This is a genomic window from Arthrobacter sp. CC3 (genome assembly GCF_039907775.1).
GTDB lineage: Bacteria > Actinomycetota > Actinomycetes > Actinomycetales > Micrococcaceae > Arthrobacter.
In genome coordinates, this window is sequence record NZ_JARCCY010000014.1 from 82,073 (window position 1) to 100,706 (window position 18,634).

The 18,634-nt window shown below is 67.8% G+C and carries 16 protein-coding genes; 6 read left to right on the plus strand and 10 right to left on the minus strand.

What is annotated here, in order from left to right; all coding sequences use genetic code 11:
• Positions 1-86 precede the first annotated feature (86 nt).
• Positions 87-2,267 carry an elongation factor G-like protein EF-G2 gene (locus PV761_RS10720; protein WP_347896570.1) on the plus strand — a complete coding sequence of 727 codons (2,181 nt, stop codon included), beginning with the start codon at positions 87-89 and terminating at the stop codon, positions 2,265-2,267.
• A gap of 10 nt (positions 2,268-2,277) precedes the next feature.
• On the opposite strand, the gene PV761_RS10725 is transcribed toward PV761_RS10720, so the two are convergent.
• Together PV761_RS10725 and PV761_RS10730 are read right to left on the minus strand one after the other, a co-directional pair.
• Entirely contained in the window at positions 2,278-2,958 is a 681-nt protein-coding gene (locus tag PV761_RS10725) for an alpha/beta family hydrolase (RefSeq protein ID WP_347896572.1), read from the minus strand.
• A gap of 27 nt (positions 2,959-2,985) precedes the next feature.
• On the minus strand, positions 2,986-4,902 hold the full coding sequence (locus tag PV761_RS10730; RefSeq protein ID WP_347896574.1) for an alpha-amylase family glycosyl hydrolase: 1,917 nt from the start codon (positions 4,900-4,902) through the stop codon (positions 2,986-2,988).
• 161 nt (positions 4,903-5,063) lie between these two features.
• Here PV761_RS10730 and ligD point away from each other — a divergent pair, with 161 nt between their 5' ends.
• The gene (gene ligD / locus PV761_RS10735; protein WP_028269344.1) at positions 5,064-6,086 is read left to right on the plus strand and encodes a non-homologous end-joining DNA ligase; all 1,023 of its coding nucleotides are present in this window, start codon (positions 5,064-5,066) and stop codon (positions 6,084-6,086) included.
• An 82-nt stretch (positions 6,087-6,168) separates the two neighbouring features.
• Here ligD and PV761_RS10740 read toward each other — a convergent pair whose 3' ends face one another.
• Entirely contained in the window at positions 6,169-6,789 is a 621-nt protein-coding gene (locus PV761_RS10740) for an L-threonylcarbamoyladenylate synthase (protein ID WP_028269343.1), read from the minus strand.
• A 181-nt stretch (positions 6,790-6,970) separates the two neighbouring features.
• On the opposite strand from PV761_RS10740, the gene PV761_RS10745 reads away from it, so the two are divergent.
• Positions 6,971-7,387: a VOC family protein gene (locus PV761_RS10745; RefSeq protein ID WP_028269342.1), complete on the plus strand. Its 417-nt coding sequence runs from the start codon at positions 6,971-6,973 to the stop codon at positions 7,385-7,387.
• A gap of 46 nt (positions 7,388-7,433) precedes the next feature.
• On the opposite strand, the gene PV761_RS10750 is transcribed toward PV761_RS10745, so the two are convergent.
• Together PV761_RS10750 and PV761_RS10755 are read right to left on the minus strand one after the other, a co-directional pair.
• Positions 7,434-8,561, minus strand: coding sequence for a class I SAM-dependent methyltransferase (locus tag PV761_RS10750; RefSeq protein ID WP_081818781.1), 1,128 nt, complete (start codon positions 8,559-8,561; stop codon positions 7,434-7,436).
• Between the two features lie 223 nt (positions 8,562-8,784).
• Complete coding sequence (locus PV761_RS10755; RefSeq protein WP_028269340.1) at positions 8,785-10,419, minus strand: LuxR C-terminal-related transcriptional regulator; 1,635 nt, start codon at positions 10,417-10,419, stop codon at positions 8,785-8,787.
• A gap of 173 nt (positions 10,420-10,592) precedes the next feature.
• On the opposite strand from PV761_RS10755, the gene PV761_RS10760 reads away from it, so the two are divergent.
• Both PV761_RS10760 and PV761_RS10765 read left to right on the plus strand, forming a co-directional pair.
• On the plus strand, positions 10,593-11,975 hold the full coding sequence (locus PV761_RS10760; RefSeq protein WP_028269339.1) for an MBL fold metallo-hydrolase: 1,383 nt from the start codon (positions 10,593-10,595) through the stop codon (positions 11,973-11,975).
• A complete protein-coding gene (locus tag PV761_RS10765; protein ID WP_156037039.1) occupies positions 11,972-13,303 on the plus strand; it encodes an erythromycin esterase family protein in 1,332 nt (443 codons plus the stop codon). The genes PV761_RS10760 and PV761_RS10765 overlap by 4 nt, the downstream gene beginning before the upstream one ends.
• 129 nt (positions 13,304-13,432) lie before the next feature.
• Here PV761_RS10765 and PV761_RS10770 read toward each other — a convergent pair whose 3' ends face one another.
• Complete coding sequence (locus PV761_RS10770; protein ID WP_347896579.1) at positions 13,433-14,134, minus strand: hypothetical protein; 702 nt, start codon at positions 14,132-14,134, stop codon at positions 13,433-13,435.
• Entirely contained in the window at positions 14,131-14,784 is a 654-nt protein-coding gene (locus PV761_RS10775) for a hypothetical protein (protein WP_347896581.1), read from the minus strand. The genes PV761_RS10770 and PV761_RS10775 overlap by 4 nt, the downstream gene beginning before the upstream one ends.
• 143 nt (positions 14,785-14,927) lie before the next feature.
• Between PV761_RS10775 and PV761_RS10780 the strand changes: the two genes are divergently transcribed.
• Entirely contained in the window at positions 14,928-15,797 is an 870-nt protein-coding gene (locus tag PV761_RS10780; protein ID WP_347896583.1) for a universal stress protein, read from the plus strand.
• A gap of 78 nt (positions 15,798-15,875) precedes the next feature.
• On the opposite strand, the gene PV761_RS10785 is transcribed toward PV761_RS10780, so the two are convergent.
• From PV761_RS10785 to PV761_RS10795, 3 genes are read right to left on the minus strand one after another with little or no spacing between them, the layout of a single operon-like run.
• Positions 15,876-16,628, minus strand: coding sequence for a maleylpyruvate isomerase family mycothiol-dependent enzyme (locus PV761_RS10785; protein WP_347896585.1), 753 nt, complete (start codon positions 16,626-16,628; stop codon positions 15,876-15,878).
• Positions 16,628-17,464, minus strand: coding sequence for a fumarylacetoacetate hydrolase family protein (locus PV761_RS10790; RefSeq protein ID WP_347896587.1), 837 nt, complete (start codon positions 17,462-17,464; stop codon positions 16,628-16,630). The genes PV761_RS10785 and PV761_RS10790 overlap by 1 nt, the downstream gene beginning before the upstream one ends.
• Complete coding sequence (locus tag PV761_RS10795; RefSeq protein WP_028269332.1) at positions 17,461-18,606, minus strand: cupin domain-containing protein; 1,146 nt, start codon at positions 18,604-18,606, stop codon at positions 17,461-17,463. The genes PV761_RS10790 and PV761_RS10795 overlap by 4 nt, the downstream gene beginning before the upstream one ends.
• Positions 18,607-18,634: the final 28 nt, after the last annotated feature.

Consider the following 18,634-nt stretch of genomic DNA (forward strand, 5'->3'; position numbering starts at 1 on the left):
CCTCTTGAAGTTCAGTCGCTTCAGGGTGTCGAATCGTCTTACAGAGGCCGCATGGCGGCTCACGACTAAGACGCCTGGAGTTGCTCATGTCGGTAAAAAGCTCAAATGGCCGGTCCAAGAGCCCGGCCCGCGGCACCTCTGATGCCCGGCGGGCGGACGCCTCCGCCGGGGCTCCCGCCGATTCGCCGGAGAAGGTCCGCAACGTTGTCCTCGTAGGCCACTCCGGTGCGGGCAAGACGATGCTGGTGGAAGCGCTGCTGGCAGCGACCGGCGTCATCTCCCGGATGGGATCGATCACGGACGGGAACACCGTCAGCGACGCCGAACCCTCCGAGGTGCACCAACAGCGCTCCGTGGTGCTGTCCGTTGCCCCGCTGGTGGTGGACGGCATCAAGGTCAACCTGCTCGATACGCCGGGCTACGGTGATTTCACCGGCGAACTCCGCGCCGGGCTGCGCGGAGCGGACGCGGCTTTGTTCGTGGTCTCGGCCATCGACGGCATCGACGCTGCCACCACGGCGCTCTGGGCCGAGTGCGACCAGGTCGGGATGCCCCGGGCGGTGGTGATCAGCCGGCTGGACCACCCCCGGGCGAACTTCGAGGCCACGGTTGCCGCCTGCCAGCGCTCCTTCGGCGACTCGGTGGTGCCGGCCTACCTCCCAGTGCGCAGCGGCGACGCAACCACCGGGCTCCTGGGCCTCCTCACGCAGACAGTGTCAGACTATTCCGCCGGCTCCGCGGCTCCGCAGGTACGCGAAGCCACCGCGGAGGAGCTCACCGCGGCCGAAGGTGCCCGCGGCACGCTCATTGAGGGAATCATTTCGGAGAGCGAGGACGAGACCCTCATGGACCGCTATCTCGGCGGTGAGGAGATCGACGTCGGCGCGCTCGTCAGCGACCTGGAGACAGCCGTCGCCGGGGGAACTTTCTTTCCGGTGCTGGCAACGTCTGCCGAAACGGGCCTCGGTCTGACCGAACTGCTGGAAATGCTGACCCGTGCGTTCCCTTCCCCGCTGGAGCGCAGCGTGCCGCAGGTAACCGGCCTGGCCGGCGAACCGGCCGCGCCGCTGGAGTGCGATCCGGCGGGCCCCCTGGCCGGCGAGGTCGTTCGGACCACCATCGATCCGTTCCTTGGCCGCGTCTGCCTGGTGCGGGTCTTCTCCGGCACGCTGCGGGAGGATTCCGCGGTACACGTCAGCGGCCGGGGGCTGTCCGAGCGGGGCCATGAGGACCACGACAGCGACGAGCGGCTCACCCACCTTTACTCCCCGGTGGGGTCCAGCCTCCGGCCCGTGCCCTATTGCGTGGCGGGGGACATCTGCGCGATCGCCAAGCTGGCGAATGCAGAGACCGGCGACACCGTGTCCGCCAAGGAGGCCCCGCTGCTCGTTGTTTCGTGGGACATGCCGGAGCCGCTGATGCCCGTCGCGGTGGAAGCAGCAACCCGCAGCGACGAGGATGCCCTCGCCAAGAGCCTGGGGAAGGTGGCCGCCGGAGACCCCACGCTGCGGGTTGAGCGGAACCCCGAAACCCACCAGCTGATCCTCTGGTGCATGGGTGAAGCCCACGGCGAAGTGGTGCTGGACAGGCTGCGCGAGCAGGGGGTCAAGCTGCAGACCGTCGACGTGATTACGCCGCTGCGGGAAACGTTTGCGGCGCCGGCCATGGGCCATGGACGCCACGTCAAACAGTCCGGCGGCCACGGCCAGTACGCCATCTGCGACATCGACGTGGAGCCCCTCGACCGGGGCGCAGGCTTCGAGTTCGTCGACAAGACCGTGGGCGGGGTCATTCCGGGGCAATACATCGGTTCCGTGGAGAAGGGCGTCCGGGCCCAGATGCAGAAGGGCGTGTCAGCCGGGTTCCCGGTGGTGGACATCCGGGTGACGCTCACCGGCGGCAAGGCGCACAGCGTCGACTCCTCGGACGCGGCGTTCCAGGCAGCAGGTGCGCTGGCATTGCGGGAGGCGGCGGCTGCTGGGCGGATCCAGCTCCTCGAACCCGTCCTGGCCGTCACCATCAGCGTCGCTGACGACTATGTGGGGGCGGTGATGAGCGACCTCTCGTCCCGCCGCGGCCGGCTGACCGGAACCGCCGCGGCCGACGGCAGCGGTACCGAGATCAGCGCGGAGATCCCGGAGCAGGAACTGCTGCGCTACGCGGTGGAACTGCGGGCACTGACAGCCGGTACCGGCCGTTTCCGGCGCACGTATCTTCGCCACGAGCCCGTACCCCCGAACATGGTCCACACGGCCCCAAGGCAGTGAGTTTCCAGCTTCAGGAGCTGTGTGATCTCAGATAGGCTGCGACCGGGGCCGCCACGGAGGCGCCGATCTCCCCGGCGTCGCGCTTCTTGCCCGCAACCGCAAACGAATGGTCGCCGCCCTCGTACCAGTGGAGCGTGGCTGTGGGCCCGATCCGGGCCACCACCCTTTCCAGGAGTTCCGGGGTGGCAAAGGTGTCCCGCGTTCCCTGCATGAACAGCATCGGAAGGGTGAGCCCGTAGAGGTGCTCATCGCGCAGTTTCTCCGGTTTGCCCGGGGGATGCAGCGGATAGCCGAGGTAGACCAGGCCGGCCGCCGGCATTCCCTCGGCGACAGCCATGGACGCCATCCGTCCGCCGAACGACTTGCCGGCCGCCCATACCGGACCGGCGTCGGAGTGCGCAGCGGCCCTCGCGGCGGCATCCTCCATGACGGCCCGCCAGGTGGCTATTGCCAGGGGCGGGCGGTCCGGGAACTTCCGACCAGCCTCGCGGTAGGGGAAGTTGAAACGCAAGGTGGCGACGCCGTCGTCGTTCAACGCGTTGGTGAACCCGGCCATGAACGGGTGCTCCATCCCGGCGCCGGCCCCGTGCGCGAGGACCAGCGTGGCGAACGGGTTCTCGGGCCGGGCGTAGAGACCGGAGACCTGGAGATCGCCGACGCTGATGGTTACGGGGGACTCGGATACGGGCATGACTCCATCATGCCGGATCAGTGCCTCTCAACCACGGACCGGTGCCACCCGCAGCCAGCGGAATTCCTGAGGCCTGAGGCTGACGCCTCCATCGATCCGCACCGGATTGCCGGTCATTAGATCGACTGCGTTGCCCTCAAATCCGGACAGTGTCTGCGCCGTGATGCTCTGCGGTGAGTCGCTGAAGTTGGCGAGGGCCAGGACGAGGGATCCTTCGCCTGGCCGCTGGTAGCCCAGGACGCCCCGGTTGTTGGTATTGAAGGGAACCAGCCGGGTCCCGGCAAATTCGGGAGTCGAGCCCCGCACGGAGATCAGGGTGCGGAGTCCTTCGAACACGGCGCCTTCGGGCGTCGTCCGGTCGTGGCGCTTCGCGTACCTCCCGCCGGGGTAATGGGGACGGTGCACCCACCTGCTGTCCGTGCCGTGGCCTTCTTCGAGGGCGTAGCCGTAGTCATTGAGCTGCCCCACTTCATCGCCAAGGTACAGCAGGGGGATCCCGCCGGTGCTGAAGGCCACCGAGTGGGCGAGCAGGATCCGGTCAACCGCCTGGCCCGCGCCGTCTTCCAGGCCGCAGAGCGACGCCGTCGTGCCGGAGATGCGGCAGTCGCCTGTCCGCGGGTTGTCCTGGAAGGGAACGCCGCGGGCGAAGCTGCCCGGAAAGCGGTTGACGTAGAACGAGTTCAGGAAGCGCCGGTGGTCGAAACCGTTGATGCCCAGCTCCGCCGCGTCCTCGTCCGCGAACGTCCAGCCGATGTCATCGTGGCTCCGTACGTAGTTCACCCAGGACGTCCCGGCCGGGATGTTGTGGCGGCGCTCGAGCGCCTGCGCCAGCAGCGACACGTCGCGGGTGGCCATCGCTTCCCAGATCAGGGCCATCTGCAGGGGGTTGTAGGAAAGCTGGCACTCAGCGGGGTCGATGTACAGCGCCACTTCGTCGGGGTGGACGATCGCCTCGGACTTGAACAGCAGCGACGGCGCGGCGAGACGGCAGACGGCGTTGAAGGCCCGCAGCAGGGTGTGGGCCTCCGGCAGGTTTTCGCAGGGCGTGCCGAGCTGCTTCCAGATGAAGGCCACGGCGTCCATCCGCAGGATGTCCACCCCCTGGTTGGCCAGGAAGAGCATCTCGCCGGCCATGGCCCGGAAGACGTCCGGGTTGGAGTAGTTCAGGTCCCACTGGAAGGTGTGGAACGTGGCCCACACCCAGCGGCCGTCCGGCATCTCGATGAACGATCCGGGGTGGTCATCCGGGAAGATCTCGCGCACGTCCTGCTCGAAGGCGTCCGGCATGGTGCGGTCCGGGTAAATCCAGTAATAGTCGCTGAACTCCGGGTCGCCCGTGGCCGCGCGCCGCGCCCACTCGTGTTCGTCCGAGGTGTGGTTGAAAATGAAGTCAACCACCAGGCTGATGCCGTTGGACCGCAGTTCGGCGGCGAGGTCACGCAGCTGTTCCATGGTCCCGAGCTTCGGGTTGACGTCACGGTAACTGGAGACGGCGTAGCCGCCGTCGGAATGCGGTTCCGGCGCCTGGAACAGGGGCATCAGGTGCAGGTACGTGAGGCCGAGCTCTTTGAAGTAGGGGATCCGGGCGCGCACTCCGTCAAGGTCCCCGGCATAGCGGTCAACGTAGCAGACGCCGCCCAGCATGTTGTTCGAGAGGAACCACCCGCTGTCGTGCTCCCGTTCGGCATCAAGTGCCTTGAGTTCAGCCGGGCGGTCGTTCCAGGACCGGGCAGTCTGAAGCACGAGTGCCGTCAGCTGGTCCTGGAAGTCCGGCCGCGTCCCGTACAGGGCATGGAAGAGCCGGTACAGGTCAGGGAAATGGCGGTCGAAACGGCGGCGGAAATCGGAGCTGTCCTGCCCCTTCGGCAGAAGGTCCGCCTGCGCGCCCAGGGCGCTCAGTGCGTGCTGCCACAATGCCCGGTCCACACCTGCGGCTTCAACCATGGAACGGGTCTCCTTCGACGATTTCCCGGGCACCGGTGGCGGCAACCGGCCAGTTCACATCCTGACAGACCCGCAGGCGCGTGCCCAGTGAGCGGGCCCAACTTTCTTCCATTCGGACGCCAGCTACTGACGGAGCGGGGCGCGCGGGGTAGGTTGTCACCATGGCGAGCGAATCCACCACCCTCACCGTTGACGGGCCGAACGGTCCCCGCGAGATGCGGATCTCGAGTCCCGGCCGTGTCCTGTGGCCGGAGCTGGGCCTGACCAAGCTGGACCTTGCACGCTACCTGGCGGACGTGGGGGACGCCTTCATCGCGGCGAACGGCGGCCGGCCCGTCGCGCTGCAGCGTTTTTCGGACGGCGTGGAGGACGAGCAGTTCTTTTCCAAGAACCCGCCGAAGGGCACACCGGACTTCATCCGGTCGGTGAAGGTGGTGTTCCCGAGTGCGCGCTCGCATCCCATGCTGGTCCTGGACGAACCGGCCGCCGCCGTCTGGGCCGCCCAGATGAACACCGTGGTGTTCCACCCCTGGCCCTCACTCGCCGAAAACACGGACAACCCGGACCAGCTGCGGATCGACCTGGACCCCCAGCCGGGAACGGACTTCGACGACGCGATCCCGGCGGCGCTGGAGCTCAAGGACGTGCTCGCGGAAGCCGGACTCACCACATTCATCAAGACCTCGGGCAACCGCGGACTGCACGTCTACGCCCCGGTGGAGCCGACCCGTGAGTTCCTGGACGTCCGCCATGCCGTCATCGCCGCCGCCCGTGAACTGGAACGGCGGATGCCGGACAAGGTCACCACAGCATGGTGGAAGGAAGAACGCGGCGAACGGGTGTTCGTGGACTTCAATCAGGCCAACCGCGACCGCACCATAGCCGGCGCCTACAGCCCCCGTGCGCTGGGCCACGCCCCGGTGTCCTGCCCGATCAGCTGGGACGAACTGGAGAGCGCCGATCCGAAGAATTTCACCATCCTCACCGTCCCGGACCGGCTAAAGACCGTTGGAGACCCGTGGGCGGACATGAAGGATAAACCCGGGAAGATCGACGTGCTGCTCGAATGGTGGGAACGCGACGTCGGCTCCGGCCTCGGGGAGCTGCCGTTCCCGCCGGATTATCCGAAGATGCCGGGCGAACCTCCACGGGTTCAGCCCAGCAGGGCGCGCAAGAAGGACTGAGCCAGCCGGAGAGGGCGTCCGCGGCCGCCTGCCCAAAGAAGGCTGCCGCAGGCGCCCGCCCGGTTTTCAGGCGAGATGGCGGCTACTCGAACCGGGACGGGTCACCCATGCCCCGCCGCACCACTTCCGCCGATCCGCCGGAGAAGTCAATGACCGTCGTCGGCTCCGCCCCGCAGTCGCCGGAATCAACCACCGCGTCCACTACGTGGTCCAGCCGTTCCTTGATCTCCCAGCCCTGGGTGAGGGGTTCCTCCTCGTCGGGCAGCAGCAGCGTGCTGGAGAGCAGCGGCTCACCCAACTCGGCCAGCAGCGCCTGGACCACGGCGTTGTCCGGGATGCGGACACCAACGGTCTTCTTCTTCGGATGCAGCAGGCGCTTGGGCACTTCCTTGGTGGCCGGAAGGATGAACGTGTAGCTGCCCGGCGTGACAGCCTTGATGCTGCGGAACACGTCGTTGTCGATCTGGACGAACTGGCCCAGCTGGGCAAAATCCTTGCAGACCAAGGTGAAGTGGTGCTTGCTGTCGAGCTGCCGGATGGACCGGATGCGGTCCAGGGCGTCCCGGTTTCCCAGCTGTGCACCAAGGGCGTAACAGGAGTCGGTGGGGTAGGCGATCAGTCCGCCAGTCCTCACCAGCTCCACTATTTGTCCGATCGCACGGGGCTGGGGATCGTCGGGGTGCACGTCAAAGTATCTGGCCATGCCCTGAGCTTATGGCCCGGCGCTGATTTCTGCACGGAGGGCCGCGCCTCCGAGGTGTAGGCCGAACCGTCCCCTATGCAGTCACGCAGGACTCGGGCAACATATGAAGTGTTCCAAGCCCGGGCGGCCACCGGATCCACGGTTGGTCCGGGTATCGACCGGCACGAGAGGACACCCGACCATGACCACGACACTTAATCCTTACCTGGGCTTCAGGGACAACGCACGGGACGCCATGACCTTCTACCAGTCCGTATTTGGAGGCGAACTGGCACTGAGCACCTTTGGCGATTTCCATGCCAGCGAGGACGCGTCGGAGCAGGAGAAGATCATGCACGGCATGCTGACCACCGAATCCGGCCTGGTGCTCATGGGCGCCGATACGCCCAACGGCATGAGCTTCAACCCCGGCGACAACTTCTCCGTTTCCCTCAGCGGCGAGGACGACGCCGAACTGCGCGGGTACTGGGAGAAGTTGTCCGACGGCGGGACCGTGACGGTGCCCCTTGAGCAGGCGCCGTGGGGCGACACCTTTGGCATGTGCACGGACAAGTTCGGCGTCGCCTGGCTCGTGAACATCGCGGGTCCCAAGCAGTAGCCGGACCCAGGCAGCAGCGGGACCGGCTGCGGGAGGCGTTCGGCGCCTACTTCCTGGCGACGAAGTAGGCGTTGAACGGATCCTCGTCGAGCTCCTTCACCTCAACGGTGCCGAAGCCCGCAGCCCGCACCATGGACTCCGCCAGCTGCACGCCCCACACCGTGCCGAGCCCGTCCCCGTCCTGCGCCAGGGAGACGGACATGCAGTGGAACGTGGAGATCGCGTAGAGGAACGTTCCCCACGGCAGCCCAACATTGTCGGCAACGTTGCTGGAGGCCTTGATGTCCACCATGAGGAACGTGCCGTCCGGGCGCAGCGCCTGGTGGATGTTGTGTAGCACCTGCGCCGGCCGGGCCTGGTCGTGGACGGCATCGAAGACGGTGATGAGGTCGAAGCCTTCCACGACGTCCAGGGCGGCTGCGTCCAGGATCTCGAACCGGGCGTTTCCCAGTCCCAGCCGTCGGGCTTCCGCCCGTCCCGCCAGCACGGCATCCTCCGAGAAGTCGTAGCCCGTGAACCGGCTCGCGGGGAAGGCCCCGGCCATGAGGTTCACGGCGTGGCCCGCTCCGCAGCCGATATCTGCGACGTCGATGCCCGCCCGCAGCCGGTCAACGCAGCCGGCCAGCGGGAGGATGGCGGACACCAGGGAAGCGTCGTGGACTGAGCCGCTGTCACTGGCCTGGATGTGCATAAAATCCGGATAGTCCCCGTATCCCAGGCCGCCGCCCGTGCGGAACTTCTGCGCTATCCTGCCGGCCACCTCACCCATCAGCGTGACGTACTGCAGCATGCGGGCCAGGTTGTCGACTCCGGGCCCGGAGACGGACGGAACGAGCGCGGGGTCCAGCCGGTAGGTTCCGGCAGCGTGTGGGTACCGGGCTGGCCGGTACTCCACGAAGCGGGCCGTCACCATGCCGCCGAGCCATTCCCGGACGTAGCGTTCGTTGAGGCCCGCCGCATCCGCAATCTGCTCGCTCGTGGCCGCGGGCAGTCCGGCCATCACATCGAACAGCCCCGTCTGGTGGCCGACGCTGGCCAGGAGGGCTGCGGAGCTGTCGTTGAGGATGCCGAGCAACCGGGCTGCGCCGGCCTCAACGGCGTCCTCTGTCACTAACCCGTCGTCCCACGCGGTCTTCCCGGCGCCTGTGTGGAGGTTGGTATCGGTGGTGGTCATCGTTCTTTCCTTTCGGTCGGCGGACGTCCCTGTCCGGCTACTTCGAAAGTACTTTCGAGGCGGCAAGCCCCGCGTCGGGCGGATGATGCAACTTTCGCCGGGGGCATGGGGCGAATGATGCAGGGGTTCCCGCGCGCGGAGCGGTTAAGGCAACCAGCGCACGACGACGACGGCGCCCGCCCGCCGCCGTCGTCGTGCGTTGTCCAGTTGTTGTTGCCCTCAGTCAGGTGATGCCGTGCTCCCTGGCCCAGCCCGCCGCGGCGGTCCGGGTGGAGACTCCGATCTTGCCGAAGATGTTCGCGAGGTGCCGCCCCACTGTCTTTTCGCTGATGACCAGGGCTGCCGCCACCTGACGGTTGCTGGCCCCCGTGGTGATGAGGGCCAGCACCTCGCGTTCACGGGCGGTGAGGCCGTTCCTGTCCCTCCCGCCGGTGCCGGCTGCTGCGTCGCGCTCCAGCCGTTCGACGTCGGGGACAGCGCCGAGCTGCCGGTAGATGGCGAGTGCGGTGGCGACGTCGGCGTCGGCAGCACCGGCCTGGCCGAGGCTGCGGCGGGAGCTGGCGAGCAGCTCATGGATCCGGGCCGTGCGGTAGCGGGCCCGCTGCGCCCGGTACGTCCGGGCGGCGGCTTCCAGCAGGGGCAGTGCGTCGCTGCCACGGCCGGCCGCCAGCAGGACGTCGCCGCGGGCCTGGCATGCCCACGCACGGAGGCCCGCAGAGGCGAACCGGGCTGCCGTCCGCTCCAGCTCCGACGCGAACGCCTCGGCGAGCGCCGCCTCGCGCTGGTCCAGCGCCAGCTCCGTGGCGGGCAATAACAGCCTGGCCCGGTCCAGCAGCCGGCTCTCGCCCAGGGCGGCGCGCAACTGGTTGAGCGCCAGTGCGCTGTTGCCGGCAGCATAGTGGAGCAACGCCTCTCCCGGCTGCGGGTCGACTCCGACGCCGCGTGCCCGCCCGAAAGCGGCCAGGGCCCCGGCAGCGTTGCCGCGAAGCCGGCGCACCTCACCCAGCTCGTAGTAGCCGGCGCCGGCCATCCAGCCGTGCGCATCCACCAGGTTGTCGCTCGAAGCGCCTATTTCCCGTTCAACCTCATCCCAGCCGCCTTCGGCACTGACCAGCTGCAGCTCGTGGATGCGCGTCACGCCGGTGTACACAAAAGTGGCTGACTGGTCCGCGGTCCAATGCTCCAGTGCGCCGGTCCAGGCCCGCATCCTGGCCAGGTCCCCGAGCTGGTGGCACAGGTGGATGACCGTGCAATAGATGTCCCCGGCCCACACGGGGGCAACGTCCCCGGCAAGGACCGGCAACATGGCCTCGTCCAGTTCGTTGAACCCTTCCTCGGTCCGTCCGGCACGGACGCCAGCCAGGCCAGCCAGCACGCGGGCAAAGCATCCCAGGGTGGGATCCGACTGCCGGCCGGCCATGGCCTCGAGTTCGGTTGCAGCCGCCCTCGCCGGTCCGGGATCTTCTTCCAGGTCCAGTGACATTACGGATTGGAGATAAAGCAGGTAGCCCTGCTCGGGGCCTTCGGGCAGATCCTGGAGCAGGCGCCGCGCCCTGTTGAGCCAGCCGGAGGCAACCATCAGGTCCCCTCGGGTTCCCCACTGCAGTGACAGGATGATCGCCTTCATGGCCGCGGCCGGCCGGTCTCCTGCACCGGCAAGGCCCCTGTACAGTTCCTCGGCCACGGACAACGATTCGGGAACGCGGCCCAGCCACCACATGGCGTCGGCCAGGGCGTCCAGGTCCGGTAGCGCCAGGCCGGTGGTCGTCCTGGCGGCGAGCAGCCCGTTCCGTGCCGCGGGCCAGTCCCTGCGGGCGTACGCCGCGCGGGCGCTGGTTATTGGATCCTGTTCAGCCATACGACGTCTCCAAGGGGTGGGTCCAGCGTACTGCCGTGCCGGGACTGCCGGATAGGCGCGGGGAACACCGGGGCAGCTATGACTTTCGGCCCTACGTGGCCTCCGGGAAGAAGCGGAAGCTAGGAGATACTTCCCGGTTACGGGAACGCTGCCCGACGGGAACAGGGAGCACCATGAGAGACCGACACCCGCAACTCCGGTTCCTCGGAGCCACGGACAGCGTGACCGGTTCGAGATACCTGGTGGAAGCAGGCGGGAGGCGCATCCTGGTGGACTGCGGGCTCTTCCAGGGCTACAAGCTGCTCCGGGACCGGAACCGGGTTCCCTTCCCCGTCCAGCCGCGCTCCATAGACGCCGTGCTGCTGACCCATGCGCACCTTGACCACACCGGCTATGTCCCCGCCCTGGTCCGGGACGGCTTCGCGGGGCCGGTGTATGCCACCGAGGGCACCACTGAACTGTGCACGCTACTGCTGCCCGACAGCGGGTACCTGCAGGAAGAGGAAGCCAAATACGCCTACCAGCGGGGATCGTCCCGGCACAGCCCGCCGGTACCGCTCTACACCGCCGCGGACGCGGTCAAGTCGCTCGACAGTTTCCGCGAACAGGGATTCGATGCCCCGTTGGAACTGGGAGGGGGAATCTCGGCCACGTTCCTGCCGGCCGGCCATATTCTGGGTGCTGCCCAGATCCGGCTCGAGGCGGGCCAGCACTCCGTCCACTTCACCGGGGACCTCGGCCGCACCGATGACCCCCTGATGTTTCCTCCCCGCGGGCTGGGTGCCGCTGACATCCTGGTGACGGAGTCCACCTACGGAAACCGCAAGCACTCCAGCCTGGATCCGGAACTGCAACTGGGGGAGATCATCACCCGCGTGGCGAAGAAGAACGGCGTCATCATGATTGCCGCGTTCGCTGTGGGACGGGCGGAGACGCTGATGCTGCACCTGGCCCGGCTCCGCAGCAAGAACGCGATTCCGGACATCCCCGTGTACCTCAACAGTCCCATGGCCATCGACGCCTCCGGGATGTACCAGCGCCACCCGGATGAGCACCGGCTCAAGCAGCGGGAATACGAGGACATGTACAAAGTGGCCAAGATGACCCGCACCGTGGACGACTCGAAACTGCTCAATCTCCGCGGCGGCCCGATGGTGATCATCTCCGCCAGCGGCATGCTCACCGGTGGCAGGATCCTGCACCACATCGCCGAATACGGATCAGACCCGAAGAACGCCATCGTCCTCAGCGGCTACCAGGCGGGCGGAACCCGCGGTGCCGCGCTCGCCGCCGGTGAACGGCAGCTTCGGATCTACGGTGAGGACATCCGCATCCGGGCCGAGGTGATCCAGATGGAGAGCCTGTCAGCGCATGCGGATGCCGACGGGCTGATCGAGTGGATGAAGGCGGCCGAACGGGAACCACGGATGACCTACATCACCCACGGCGAGCCGGAGGCGTCCGACGCCCTCCGGGTCCGGATCAAGCGGGAACTCGGCTGGCGGGTACGCGTCCCGGAGTACCTCGAAGGCATCTCCCTCGAGGACCCGACGTGACCACCGGAAACCTGTCCGGCATGAGCATGCCGGACGAGATCCGGTCCCTTGCCCGTCCGCTTACCGGTCTCAGGGACCTCGACGGGCTGGTCCACAAAGCCGGCTCCGGCCGGTTTGTGGCCATCGGCGAAGCATCCCATGGCACCCATGAGTACTACACCGTCCGTGCCCGCCTGACCATGCGGCTGATCGAGGAGCAGGGGTACAGCTGGATCGGAGTCGAGGGTGACTGGCCGGACTGCTGGCGGATCAACCGCTGGGTTCGGGGACAAACCGGGCTGGACTCCGGGGTCCACGCGATGCTCGCCGGGTTCGAGCGCTGGCCCACCTGGATGTGGGCGAACGAGGAAGTGGCGGGTTTCCTTGACTGGCTGCGCGGCTGGAACCTGGAGCGCCCCCTGGCCGAACGCGTTGGCTTCTACGGCCTGGACGTCTACTCGCTGTGGGATTCCCTACGGGAAATCATCGGCTGGCTCCAGGGAAACGAGCCTGACGCCGTTCCTGCGGCCATGCGCGCATGGCAGTGCTTCCTTCCGCATCACGAAGACCCGCACCAGTACGCGTGGCGCACCAGGCTGGTCCCGGAATCCTGCGAGGCGGACGTCGTCGCCCTGCTCGCCGAGGTGCGGACCCGGGCCCTGTCGCTGCGGGACCATGAACCACGTGTCGAAAGTGACGAGGCCTTCGACGCCGTGCAGAACGCCGTGGTCGCCGCCAACGCCGAGCACTACTACCGCATCATGGTGCAGGGGAACCGCGAGTCCTGGAATGTCCGGGACCATCACATGGCGGACACTGTGGACCGGCTCAGTGCACATCTGGGCCCGGCATCCAAGGGCATCATCTGGGAGCACAACACCCACGTGGGGGATGCCCGGGCCACCGACATGGCGCGGGACGGGCTGGTGAACGTGGGCCAGCTGCTCCGCGAGCGCCATGGGACCGAAGGTGTGACCCTCGTGGGGCTGGCGTCGCATGCGGGAACAGTGATGGCTGCCGATGAATGGGGCTCCCCGGAACGGGTGCTGAAGGTACCGGAGGCGCGGGCAGGAAGCCACGAGGAACTGCTGCACAAGGCGCTGGGCGCACCGGCTTTGCTGGAATTCGGCAGGGACAGGTCCGGGCCATGGCTGTCGGCCTGGTTGGGGCACAGGGCCATCGGCGTTGTCTACCGGCCGGCCAGTGAACACGGGAATTACGTCCCCACCCGGATGGGAGGGCGCTACGACGCACTGATCTGGCTGGAGCAGACCTCGGCACTTCGGCCGCTCCATCACGAAGCTGCACCACACGAGCCGGAGTTCGAAACGGAACCCACCGGGTTCTGAAATTCCCGCACGCGGCGCATTGTTGGGCGGCGTCTTGCCGGGCAGCGTCTTGCCGGGCGGCGTCTTGCCGGGCGGCGTCTTGCCGGGCGGCGTCTTGCCGGGCGGCGTCTTGCCGGGCAGGACGTTGCGTCAAACAGGGCGCCGCATCAGCAGGACGGCCGCGGGAACGTACCAGAGCAGCGGCACCAGCCGGAGCAAGGTGGTCAGCCAGCCCATGGGGGCCAGCGGCCCGCTCTCCGGAATCAGAGACAGTGCGGACAGGAACGAGGCTGCCGCCGCACAGGCGGCGATCCAGCCCAGGACCACGGGGGATGCCTTCATCCGCAGCGACACCACAGCAATGGCGGTGAACATCACCCCGGCGGGCAGGTTCGCCAGCGCAAGCGTGACGAGGCACAGATCGGCGACGGCGGCTGCCACGCCCGGTGCCACCGCGGCCTGCGACGGCAGCGTCAGCGTGATCTGGGCAGCCTGGCCCAGGATGTTCAAGCCAGCGCCCAGCACGCCGGCGGTGAACGCGATGCCAGCCAGCGTCCCGGGGCCGCCTTCCTTGCGGTACAGGTACGAACGGACATAGCCCAGGAACCAGATGAGGGCCGCTGAACTGAACACAAAAAGCATGCTCTGGGCCAGCACCGGCGTCCGGTTGGCCAGCAGGAACGCCGCGTAGCCTGCGTCGGAGGCGGTTGGCCACGGCCCGGTGAGGAGGACTTCCATGGATCCGCCCGCTATGCCGAGCGCTGCCGACATCAATCCGGCCATGCCGCCCGAGATCCGCAAGCGCTCGCCGTCGGCAGCAAAAGCTGCCGGGTCCCGCCGGAGGCGGGTCATGTGTTTCCCCTGGCGGCCAGCAGCCGGTCCATTACCAGCCCGGTCACCAGCGCCATGCCGGCCGCCATCAGGATGGCGGCCGCGACACCAATGGCGATTACCGTCGTCGGCGGCTGTCCCTCCTGCCATAGCGGAGGTGCGACGGCGAAGAACAGTCCCAGCCCGACGCACCATGCGAGGGCGTTCCCGGCCACCCACCGTCCGCTGCGGGCGACGTGCCGGCGCAGTTCCGGCCACTGCGCCAGGCCGATCGAACAGAGGAGCAGCAAGGCTCCGGGCACGGCGACGGCGAGTTGCAGGACCGGCGGCCAGGCCTGCCATTGTGCTGCGAATGTACTGGGGGCAAGACCGATGAGCCAGGCCAGCGCCGCGCCGGCAGCGGTGCGGACGGTCCACGACCGCGTACGGAGCCCGGGCAGCTCCCGCTTCAGTACGTGTGCCTGGGCAAGTCCCAGGACTGTGCCTTCTGCGACGCCCGCCACGGCCAGCCACGCCAGGGCGCCGGCCGTGTCCGGAATGATCACAAAGACCGCGACGACGGCGGGAGCCAGGAAGCCTGCACTCTCACCGAGCGTGACCCACAGGAACCAGCGGCGAAGGAACGGCTTGGGCCGTGCGGGGGCGGCCGGGTCCGCCCGGGTGTCCTCCATGGGGCTGACGCTACGCGCGGGGCTCAGTGGCCGGTGAGGGGCTTAAGGCCCTAACCCGTGCCTCTGCCCCCGGAGCACACTGAAGGTGTCAGCGGCCATCGGCGTGCTGATCCGAAAACGCGATGGAGAAGAGCAGGATTCGAATGAGCAAACCAATCGTCGTCGGCATCAACGGCTCCGCGGGAAGTGAGGCCGCAATGTCGTGGTCGCTGCACCGGGCAGCGCAGCTGAAGCTCCCGGTCATTGCAGTCCATGCAGTGGACGACCGGTGGATGTCGCCGGACTTCCAGTATCACGAACTGATCCGGGAATCAGGCATGGAGCTGCTGAGGCAGGTCCAGGAGGATGCCGCCAAGAAGGAACCCGACGTCGCCGTCGACGTGCAGTTGCGGCATGGCAGCGCAGGCTCGGCCCTGAAGGACATGTCCAAAGAGGCCGCCATGGTGGTCATCGGCTCGCACCACCGCCACTGGGCCGACGGGGGTCCCATGACGGACCGGGCCCTTCAGGTTGTTACCGCGTCGGACAGCCCGGTGGCAGTCATACCGCAGGCCCAGGGGCCGCAGGGACGCGGCGTTGTTGTCGGCGTGGACGGTTCGGAGGAGTCCCTTCAGGCGGTGGCGTTTGCCGCGGCGGAGGCCGACCGTGAAGGGGATGAGCTGACGGCCCTGCTGGCATTCCGGCGCCCCGCCCGCTGGGTCCAGAGCGGGATGCCTGCGAGCGGCCTGGCTGAAGTCATTGAGGAAGAGGACAAAATCGTGCTCGCCGAATCAGTCGCCGGGCTGCGGGACAAGTACCCGGACCTCGTGGTGAACCAGGTGCTCGACAAGGACACCGATCCGGCCAAGGCCCTCGTGGAGGCCGCCGCGAACGCGCGGCTCCTGGTGATCGGCAGCCGCGGGCGCGGCGGGTTCAGCCGGCTGCTGCTCGGTTCCACCGCCCACGCGGTCCTGCTGCGGGTCCCGTGCCCCACGGTGGTCACCCGGGTGCACAAGATCAAGCACGAGGAATAGCAGGCACCCCCGGTACACAAAAGGTGGCCCCCTCCGCGGAGGGGGCCACCTTCATGTCCGGAACCGGCTGCCGGGGTACTAGATCCACTTGGGTGCTGGCGGTACCTCGGGCAGGCCAGTGCTTGTTGCTGTCACGCCGTGGGTGCCGCGGCCGGTGGCCCATTGGGTGATGGCAGCGAGCGGGCCGGAGACGACGAGCGGTGTTTCGGCGTTGGTGTCGCCGAAGGTCATGCCGCCGGGCTGGTCGGTGACTCTGATGAGCAGTCCGGTGTCGGTGCCGCGGGTGTGCCAGGCGCCGGTGATGTCCCTGAGCAGCCGGGCCAGGACCGGTGCGGGGATGTCGGTGAACGTGGCGCCGTTGTCCAGGTCCACGGCGTGGACCCAGACTTCGCGGGTGCGCATCCACACTGTCTCTTCGGCAGGGACGATCCGGCCCTGGGCTGTTTTGACTTTGTGGTGCCAGGCTTCTGCGGGGAGGTCCCGCCATTCGACGTTCAGGTGCACGGCGGAGTGGTCGAACAGGTGCCGCAGCGCGATCGGCGGCAGGGTCGCGCCGAAGTTGATTTCGTGGTCCCGCACCGACGTGGAGGCGTACATGGGCGTCTCCACGCCGGTGGCTGCCCACTCGATGAGCCGCGCGATGGCCCGCGCGTTGTAGCCGATGTGGGCTGTCACGTGCCGCCGGGTCCAGCCCGGAAGCAGCGAATCTCCGTCGAGTTCCGCGTCCGGGAGCTCGTTGAGCTTGCGGGCGAAGAACGCCGTGCCCCGGCGTGCCTGCAGCAAACCCTCGAGCAGGACCGGGTCCGTGGTCCGGTCGTGGCGGGCAACCATCAGGCTTCCTTGACCACGCGGTTGGTCAGCTGGCCCAGGCCCTCGATGGTGGTGACCAGGATCTGGCCTTCCTGCAGGTAGCGCTTGGGGTCCTGGGCGTGGCCCACACCTCCCGGGGTGCCGGTGGCGATCACGTCGCCGGGGTTCAGCGTGATGATCGTGGAGATGTAGGAGACCAGGAATTCCGGGGTGAACACGAGGTCACCGGTCGGGGTGGACTGCTGGACGTCGCCGTCCACGGCCGAGGTCATCAGCGGGCCGGCGGTGAATTCATCCTGCGTGACCAGGGCGGGCCCGAACGGGGTGGAGTTCTCCCAGGTCTTGCCCTGGAGCCACTGGATGGTGCGGAACTGGTAGTCGCGCATGGACACATCGTTCAGCACGGAGTACCCGGCGATGTGGTCCTTGGCGTCGGCTTCGCTGATTCGGCGGCCCTTCTTGCCGATGACGACGGCGAGTTCGGCTTCCCAGTCCACGGTGTCGGATTCCTGCGGCAGGGCCAGGTCGTCGTTGGGGCCGATCAGGGATTCCTGGTACTTGGCGAACAGGGTGGGGTACTCGGGGATTTCCCGCCCCATTTCCTTGATGTGGTTGCGGTAGTTGTGGCCCACGCAGATGATCTTGCCCGGGAACGGCACCACGGGGGCCAGGTCCGCGCCCTCGGCCGGGTGCGTCGGTCCGGTCGCGGCCTTCGCGGTCGCTTCCCAGCCTTCGGTGCGGAGCAGTGCCCCGACGTCGGCGAACCCGTCGATTTCGGTCAGGGTATCGCCGTCCTGGCGGACAGCTACGGTGTTTTGGCCGGTGCCGGTGCCGGTGCGGAGGGTGAGGAGTCTCATGCGTTCTTGCGTCCTTCGATGTAGGTGCGGTTGAAGTTCAGTCGTTCAAAGATCGGGGCGTCGCTGAAGCGGAACAGGTCAAAGGTTGCGTTCGAGTCAGCGCCGGCCTGCAGGGACCATTCGGCCCAGGACGGGACCACGAAGAGGTCGCCCTTCTCCAGGGTCCTGACCTCGCCGTTCAGGGTGGCGGTGCCGGAGCCCTCGAAGACCTGCCAGACGCTGGAGCCGACCTCGCGGACGGCTTCGGTGGTGGCGCCGGCGCGGAGGCGGTGGAACTCGGCCCGGATGGTGGGCATCACGTCCCCGCCGGTGGTGGGGTTGGTGTAGCGGACCGCGGCGTGGCCCTGGGACACGGTGGCCGGGTGGCCCTCGTCCTCCAGCAGCAGCTGCTCGGTCAGCGCCCGGTCGGTGTATTCCCAGCGGTACGCGGCGATCGGGGAACTGGTGGTGTCATCCAGGCCCGAGAGCGGCCGCAGCCCGGGATGGGCCCAGAGCCGCTCGGAGCGGGAGATATCCGGGGTGGCCTCGTCGGTGACGCGTTCGGTGCCGAACTCGAAGAACCCGGCGTCGGCGTAGTGCACGAACGGGATGTCCAGGCCGTCGATCCACGCCATCGGCTCATCGGTGTCGTTGTGGTGGCCGTGGAAGTTCCAGCCCGGAGTCAGCAGGAAATCGCCACGCGACATCCGCACCGGATCCCCGTTCACCACCGTCCACACACCCTCGCCCTCAACGACGAAGCGGAAGGCATTCTGCGAGTGGCGGTGCTCCGGAGCGGTCTCGCGGGCACCGAGGTACTGGATCGCAGCCCACAGCGTCGGAGTCGCGTACGGCGTACCGGCCAGTCCCGGGTTCGCCAGCGCAATGGCCCTGCGTTCCCCGCCGCGGCCCACCGGCACCAGGTCACCGGCACGGGCCGCCAGCGGGTACAGGTCGCTCCAGCGCCAGACGTGGGGGACTGCCTTCGGGGAGGGGACCATCGGCATCAGGTCCGCGATCTCGGTCCACAACGGGATCAGGTTCTCCCGGTCGAAGTCCCGGTACAGCTGCTCAAGCTGCGCGGCCTCCTCCGGTGTCGGCTCCGGCAGGGCGTGGCTGGCGGCCACTGATTCATGAGTTGTGTTCTCGGCGCTGATGGACACAGGTGCCTCCTCGGTGAGTGCGGAACAG

Coding starts and splice junctions, on each gene's coding strand:
- PV761_RS10750 (WP_081818781.1), bottom strand. CDS start 8,561: ATGACCACCACCGATACCAACCTCCACACAGGCGCCGGGAAGACCGCG.
- PV761_RS10730 (WP_347896574.1), bottom strand. CDS start 4,902: ATGGTTGAAGCCGCAGGTGTGGACCGGGCATTGTGGCAGCACGCACTG.
- PV761_RS10725 (WP_347896572.1), bottom strand. CDS start 2,958: ATGCCCGTATCCGAGTCCCCCGTAACCATCAGCGTCGGCGATCTCCAG.
- PV761_RS10740 (WP_028269343.1), bottom strand. CDS start 6,789: ATGGCCAGATACTTTGACGTGCACCCCGACGATCCCCAGCCCCGTGCG.
- PV761_RS10785 (WP_347896585.1), bottom strand. CDS start 16,628: ATGGTTGCCCGCCACGACCGGACCACGGACCCGGTCCTGCTCGAGGGT.
- PV761_RS10720 (WP_347896570.1), top strand. CDS start 87: ATGTCGGTAAAAAGCTCAAATGGCCGGTCCAAGAGCCCGGCCCGCGGC.
- PV761_RS10745 (WP_028269342.1), top strand. CDS start 6,971: ATGACCACGACACTTAATCCTTACCTGGGCTTCAGGGACAACGCACGG.
- PV761_RS10770 (WP_347896579.1), bottom strand. CDS start 14,134: ATGACCCGCCTCCGGCGGGACCCGGCAGCTTTTGCTGCCGACGGCGAG.
- PV761_RS10760 (WP_028269339.1), top strand. CDS start 10,593: ATGAGAGACCGACACCCGCAACTCCGGTTCCTCGGAGCCACGGACAGC.
- PV761_RS10780 (WP_347896583.1), top strand. CDS start 14,928: ATGAGCAAACCAATCGTCGTCGGCATCAACGGCTCCGCGGGAAGTGAG.
- PV761_RS10775 (WP_347896581.1), bottom strand. CDS start 14,784: ATGGAGGACACCCGGGCGGACCCGGCCGCCCCCGCACGGCCCAAGCCG.
- PV761_RS10755 (WP_028269340.1), bottom strand. CDS start 10,419: ATGGCTGAACAGGATCCAATAACCAGCGCCCGCGCGGCGTACGCCCGC.
- PV761_RS10790 (WP_347896587.1), bottom strand. CDS start 17,464: ATGAGACTCCTCACCCTCCGCACCGGCACCGGCACCGGCCAAAACACC.
- ligD (WP_028269344.1), top strand. CDS start 5,064: ATGGCGAGCGAATCCACCACCCTCACCGTTGACGGGCCGAACGGTCCC.